General features: G+C 62.2%; 2 protein-coding genes and 4 pseudogenes. 1 reads left to right on the plus strand and 5 read right to left on the minus strand.

Annotation, left to right across the window (positions count from 1 at the left end; translation table 11 throughout):
* From VKR55_RS13120 to VKR55_RS13135, 4 genes and pseudogenes are all read right to left on the minus strand, one after another.
* Window positions 1-177 (minus strand): annotated as a pseudogene (locus tag VKR55_RS13120) (IS3 family transposase); the annotation flags it as partial.
* A 22-nt stretch (window positions 178-199) separates the two neighbouring features.
* Window positions 200-1,750 (minus strand): IS66 family transposase, encoded by a 1,551-nt coding sequence (gene tnpC / locus VKR55_RS13125; protein WP_324403861.1) that lies wholly within the window; start codon window positions 1,748-1,750, stop codon window positions 200-202.
* Window positions 1,751-1,818: 68 nt separating this feature from the next.
* Window positions 1,819-2,169, minus strand: a complete 351-nt coding sequence (tnpB, locus tag VKR55_RS13130) for an IS66 family insertion sequence element accessory protein TnpB (RefSeq protein ID WP_324403863.1) — start codon at window positions 2,167-2,169, stop codon at window positions 1,819-1,821.
* 260 nt (window positions 2,170-2,429) lie between these two features.
* Window positions 2,430-2,891: pseudogene (locus tag VKR55_RS13135) on the minus strand (transposase); the annotation flags it as partial.
* A gap of 69 nt (window positions 2,892-2,960) precedes the next feature.
* Between VKR55_RS13135 and VKR55_RS13140 the strand changes: the two are divergent.
* Window positions 2,961-4,268 (plus strand): annotated as a pseudogene (locus VKR55_RS13140) (transposase); the annotation flags it as partial.
* Between the two features lie 66 nt (window positions 4,269-4,334).
* Here VKR55_RS13140 and VKR55_RS13145 read toward each other — a convergent pair.
* Window positions 4,335-5,096: pseudogene (locus tag VKR55_RS13145) on the minus strand (IS256 family transposase); the annotation flags it as partial.
* Between the last annotated feature and the right edge of the window lie 396 nt (window positions 5,097-5,492).

Below are 5,492 nucleotides of genomic sequence, written 5' to 3' on the forward strand. Positions count from 1 at the left end.
CCCTGATAGGCGTTTAGATACACTTTCTCGTATTTGACGCTGCGCCACAGCCGCTCGACGAACACGTTGTCGCGCCAGGCGCGCCTTTGCCGTCCATGCTGATCGCAATGCCGTTGTCGGCGAGTGAGCCGGTGACGCCGCACCGGTGAACTGCGAGCCCTGGTCGGTATTGAAGATGGTAACCGCTCGGCGAAGGCCCTTAGGCCGCTTTAGCGACCTGCTGTGCCGGCTGCCAATTCCATGGCAGGAGTTTGCCGATACGATTGTTGGGGTGGTCGGCGATGCGCGCGAGGACATCGCGCAGATAGGCTTCTGGGTCGACGCCATTGAGTTTGGCGGTCTCGATGAGCGAGTACATGGCGGCGGCTCGTTCGCCGCCGCGGTCGGAGCCGGCGAAGAGATAATTCTTCCTGCCGATGGCAACGCCGCGCAGCGCTCGTTCGGCCGGATTATTGTCGAGGCTCAGTCGGCCGTCGTCAAAGCATCGGGTCAAGGCCAGCCATCGTGCCAACATATAGCGGAACGCAGCGGCGAGTTCCGATCGGCCCGAGAGCTTCGGACCGATCTGTTCCGCCCAGGCCTTGAGAGCGTCGCCAATAGACTTTGATTGTGCTTGACGCTGGCGCCGCCGTTCATCGGGCGGCATGCCATTAATGGCCGCCTCGACGCCATAGAGAGTGCCGATGCGATCGAGCGCCTCCTTGGCGATCGCCGAGCCATTGGCCGCGTGGACGTCAAAAAATTTGCGCCGCACATGCGCCCAGCATGCCGCTTCGACAATGCGGCCGGCTTCGTAGAGACCGTTGAACCCGGCATAGCCGTCGGCGTGGAGCACACCAGTGAAGGCCTGCAGATGCGCGACCGGGTGCTCACCTTTGCGATCCGGGGAATAAAAGAACATGGCCGCCGGCGGCCTCGCGCCCCGATGCGGACGTTCATCGCGAACGTAGGTCCATAACCGGCCCGTTTTGGTCTTGCCCGCTCCCGGGGCGAGGACCGGGATCGGAGTATCGTCGCCATGCAGAACTTCAGATCCCATCACAGCGCGGCGCAGCGCCTCGACCAGCGGCGCCAAGGCCGCCGCCGTTGCCCCAACCCAGCCGGATAGCGTCGAGGTCTCCAGATTGACGCCGTCCCGCGCATAAATCTCCGCCTGGCGATAGAGCGGCAGGTGGTCGTCGAACTTGGAGACGATGATGTGGGCGAGAAGACCTGGACCCGCCCGCCCACGAGCGATCGTATGGTTCGGCGCCGGCGTTTGCACCATGGCCTCGCAAAGCCGGCAAGAGAAGGCCTCACGAACGTGCCGCACCACTTTGAAGCGGCCTGGCACGTAATCAAGACTCTCGGTCACGTCGGCGCCGATCCGGCGCAAAGTACCGCCGCAGTTCGGACAACAGCAGGCGCCGGGATGGACAATCTCCTCACGCGGCAGGTGTTCAGGCAACGGCCGTCGGGCCGGTTTGGCGGTTTGTTCGTTTGTTGCCTCGACCGCTGCGGCGACCGCGGGAATTGCTGCGATCCGCTGCGCATGGTCCTCATCAAGCGTCTCGATCGCCAGTTCGAGTTGCTCGATGGTGCGATCGATCTTCTCCGACGAGCGGCCAAATTGCGCGCGTTTGAACCGAGCAAGTTGGAAGCGCAGCTTCTCGATCTCGGCACGCGCCGCGACCGCATCCCGCGCCAGCTCGCCGATGATGCGCTTGAGCGCATCAATGTCATCAGGCAGAGCGGCAGGATCGATCGACACGAATCAGCTTTAGCCGCGGACCCGCTGCTTCGCCACCACGACCGTGGGCCTGAGTCATCATGTCGCGTTCATCCTGCAAGTTGCGGTCGCTCAGTGCGGATCGGCGCGCGCCAGTCGATGCCTTCGAGCAGCATCGCAAGCTGCGCCGGCGTCAGTGCCGCTGCCGCGCCGGCCGATATCGCCGGCCAAATAAAGCGACCCTTCTCGAGCCGCTTGGCAAACAGACATAGGCCCTGGCCATCCCACCACAGAACCTTGATGAGGCGGCCTTGCCGCCCGCGAAAGACAAAGGCCTGGCCGCAGAACGGATCGCGGCGAAGCTGGTCCTGCACTAGCGCCGCCAAGCCGTCGAAGCCCTTGCGCATGTCGGTAAAGCCCGTCGCCAGCCAGACGCACGAGCCAGCAGGTGCAGGGATCATCGGCCAACCAGCGCTTCGATAAGAGTGCGCAGCATCCCAATATCAACAGACGCGTCAGCGCGCAGACGATGTCCCGTCGCCAGTTCAACCTCGATTGTCCCGGGCTGCGTGCACTCGCATGAATCCGTGCTGACCGGTCCAGGCAGGCAAAGCGGGACAAAGGCTGGCTGCGGCGGCAACGCTGCCGCGCGTTCCGATCGTGTCCCTGCGAGTGGTGTAACAGCGGCGGGGCCTCGTGATCTCCGGCAAGGCCGGGCTGATCAAGCTGTCGCGACAGCGGGCAGCCTGATGATGGGATCATCGCTCAATGGCGCGATCGTTTCCAGGCTCATGTAGCGGCCACGCTGCACCGCCCATTCGTCGTTCTGTTCGAGGAGCAAAGCACCGATCAGGCGCGTGATCGCCTCCTCGTTCGGAAAGATGCCGACCACATCGGTGCGCCGCTTGATCTCGCCGTTGAGGCGCTCGAGCGGATTGATCGAGTGGATTTTCGGTCGATGATCCTTGGGGAAGGTCATGAAGGCAAGCACGTCGGGCTCCGCCTCGTCCATGAATGCGGCGAGCTTCGGCACTTTCGGACGTAGCTGATCGGCGACCGCGCGCCATTGCTTGCTGGCGGCCTCGGCGTCGTCCTGGACAAACGCGGTGCCGATGAAGGCTGCGACGACGCGACGGCCCTGGCGTCCCGCATGAGCCAGCACATTGCGCATGAAGTGGACCCGGGGGTCGTTGAAAAAGTACTCGCCGACTGATTCCGTGATCGTGAATGATTCGCGACATGGGAGCGCGAAATGCTCGGGCACAAAGAGCGGGATCAGCTGGAGCTGTTCATCACGGGCTCGCTCCGGCAACTCATTCCTGATGAACATGTGCTGGTGCGCGTCGACGACGTGCTCGACCTGTCTTGGCTCAGGCAAGAAGTTGCCGACTGTTATTGCCTCGAAGATGGCCGGCCTGGAATCGATCCCGAGGCGGCGGTGCGGCTGATGCTCGCCGGGCTGCTTATAGGCATTGTCCACGACCGCAAGCTTATGCGGGAGGCCCAGGTCAATGTCGCCATTCGCTGGTTTTCCGGCTATGCGCTGCACGAAAAACTGCCTGATCATTCGAGCCTGACGCGCATCCGCCAGCGGTGGGGCGAAGAGCGCTTCCGTAGGATCTTCAAACGAACGGTCGAGACCTGCCTGAAGGCGAAGATCGCCACGGCTGAGATCGTGCACATCGATGCTTCGCTGATCCGAGCCAATGTGAGCTGGGACAGTCTGGTTGAGCGTCATGTGCAGGATGTGCTGAGTGAGAATCGGACGGACCAGGAATTAGAGCTCGAGAGAAGCGGCCGGCAGAGTGGCAAATACAAGAAAGTCTGCACGACCGATCCCGACGCGACAATGGCTACTAACGCGCGAAATCGACGGTTAGAGCCTGCTTACAAGCAGCATACGGCGGTCGACGACAAGTGTGGCGTCATCCTTGGCGTCGAGGTCACGACCGGGCAAACGAACGAAGGCGACATGATCGAACTACAGGTGGATGACATCGAAGCCACCACGGGTATCGACATCAACGTCATTACGGCTGATGCTGGTTATGCCTATGCGAAAGTGTACGGTGCGCTTGAGCGGCGCGAAATCGCCGCGGTGATACCGGCAAAAGCCGAGCCGATCAGATCCCGCGTGCCAATGCGTCGCTTTCGATACGACGCGAAGCACGACATTTTGAAGTGTCCGACGGGCCATATCTTGCGGCCGGCTAGGCCGATCAAGCATGGCCGCTTCTTCTACTCGAAGGCAAGAGATTGTGCCCGATGCCCCCTGAAGGGCGACTGTCTATCAAAGGGGCGGGTCAACAAGGCCGTGGTCGTTGGTAACGACTATCCTGCCTTGCTCCGCGCCCGCCGCCGGCGTGAACGCTGGTCCAAAAATGATCGGCAGCTCTATCAACGGCACCGCTGGCGATCGGAGGGCTTCCACGGCGAGGCCAAGACTTGGCACGGGCTCGCACGCGCAGTTCGGCGCGGGCTGGCCAACATGAAAATCCAAGCATACCTCACCGCCGCAGCAATTAATCTCAAGCGGCTCGCGGCAGCATTCTTTGCGATTTTTTGCGGCGGTACTACCTGCATCGAATATGCTCCTGGAACCGCTCAGTAAACGAACAAGAGTGCCGTTTTTCAACGACCCCACCCGGCAGCGTTGCCAGGTGGCGTGTAGCACTTTGGCGACGGCGGCTTTGATGCCCTCATGGGCATCGGAGATCACCAGCTTGACACCGCGCAGGCCGCGGCGGGCGAGCTTGCGCAAGAACTCGGTCCAAAACGGTTCGGCCTCCGAAGGTCCGATATCCATGCCGAGCACCTCGCGGCGGCCGTCCGCGTTGACCGCAACCGCGACAATCACCGCCACCGACACGATGCGGCCACTCTGCCGCACTTTCACGTAAGTGGCATCGATCCACAAATAGGGCCACTCGCCTTCGATCGGACGGCTGAGGAAGGCTGTGACCTTGGCGTCGATCTCCTCGCAGAGCCGGCTGACCTGGCTCTTGGAGATGCCCGTCATGCCCATGGCTTTGACCAGATCGTCGACCGAGCGGGTCGAGACGCCGTGCACGTAGGCTTCCTGCACGACGGCGGCGAGCGCCTTCTCGGCCAGCCGGCGAGGCTCCAGGAAGCCCGGGAAGTAACTGCCCTTGCGCAGCTTGGGGATGCGCAGCTCTACCGTCCCGGCGCGTGTCTCCCACGTCCGGTCGCGATAGCCGTTGCGCTGATTGAGCCGATCCGGACTACGCTCGCCATGGGCAGCGCCGGTCAGGCCCTCGACCTCCAACTCCATCAGGCGCTGCGCCGTAAAGCCGATCATCTCGCGCAGCAGATCGGCGTCGGAGCTCTTTTCCAAAAGCGTCCGAAGGTTCATCATCTCGTCGGTCATCGGTGGTTCCTCGAATCAGGTTGTGTGTCGCAACCCGACCTTACCGACGAATCATCGATGGCCGACCGCAAGCCGCTCGCTCACTACGGCGCTATGGAAGGCGCGCTCGCTCGCGGCTTGCTCCGCTGAGTTACACCACCAGTCGGGACGTGACCCACAGGAAACCTCCGCAATGGATTAGGACGGCAAGAGACGTCTCCGCCCGCGTATCCCATAGTCCGAGCCTGCAGGTGGCTCAGAGGTCCGACGACGATGAACAAGTCGGATCGCGAGGCTTGACGAACCGCCATGGGCTGCGCATCTACGACTCGTCGCGCCAGAAAACGAAAAGCTACCCACATAGGCAATGGCGGATCCCCTACGGCAATGGAAGGCCTGGTTTGATCTTTCGATCAA

The sequence above is a fragment of the Bradyrhizobium sp. genome (assembly GCF_035309285.1).
Taxonomy (GTDB): Bacteria; Pseudomonadota; Alphaproteobacteria; order Rhizobiales; family Xanthobacteraceae; genus Bradyrhizobium.